The organism is Thiolapillus sp., from assembly GCF_048562965.1.
GTDB lineage: Bacteria > Pseudomonadota > Gammaproteobacteria > Chromatiales > Chromatiaceae > Thiolapillus > Thiolapillus brandeum_A.
Genome location: NZ_JBHNMF010001369.1, coordinates 1 through 669, shown reverse-complemented (window position 1 = coordinate 669; position 669 = coordinate 1). Strand labels below are relative to the sequence as shown.

The window sequence follows — 669 nt, the reverse complement described above, 5'->3', positions numbered from 1 at the left end:
AGAGGCTTCCGCAATAAAGAGCGGTTTGCCAATGCCATTTACTTCCATCTCGGCGGGTTGGATCTTTACCCTGATGGGATTACTAGATGATGGGCGCCCACTCAATCAGGGGAAGAGCCAAAACATCATTGTTTGAGATACCCTGAATCACCCGACGCCCACATGTTATTTCACATTGACAAGAATACGATGTTGCATCTGTTTCGTGCCGGAAGCATTGCAAGGCGTTACATGGTCACCAACGGCTTTGATGGCGCACTCACCATGCTGGGCATGCTGACGGGCTTTTACACAAGCGGAATGTCCGACATCCCGGTCGCACTCAGTGCCTGCATGGGCGCGGCGATCGCTTTGTTCATCAGTGGTCTGAGCAGCGCTTATCTGAGCGAAAAAGCGGAACGCGAAAAAGAACTGCATGATCTGGAGCAGGCCTTGATCGCTGATCTGAAAGACAGTGATTACGGTCACGCCAGCCGCTATTTGCCTTTGATAGTTGCACTGGTCAACGGACTGTCACCTTTTGTTTTATCGCTGTTTATCCTTTCTCCTTTGGTAACTACTCACCCCTATCAGCATAGAGCTGTCCCGAAAAGGCCATTTGAATGGCGACCAGCGGATTGTATCCCTGATTTGCCATGGTCTGCAGGTAACTGGAGATGCGGCAATAGG

The 669-nt window shown here is 50.7% G+C and carries 1 pseudogene; it reads left to right on the top strand.

What is annotated here, in order from left to right:
- Positions 1–189: 189 nt before the first annotated feature.
- Positions 190–669: pseudogene (locus tag ACOCD2_RS24370) on the top strand (hypothetical protein); the annotation flags it as partial.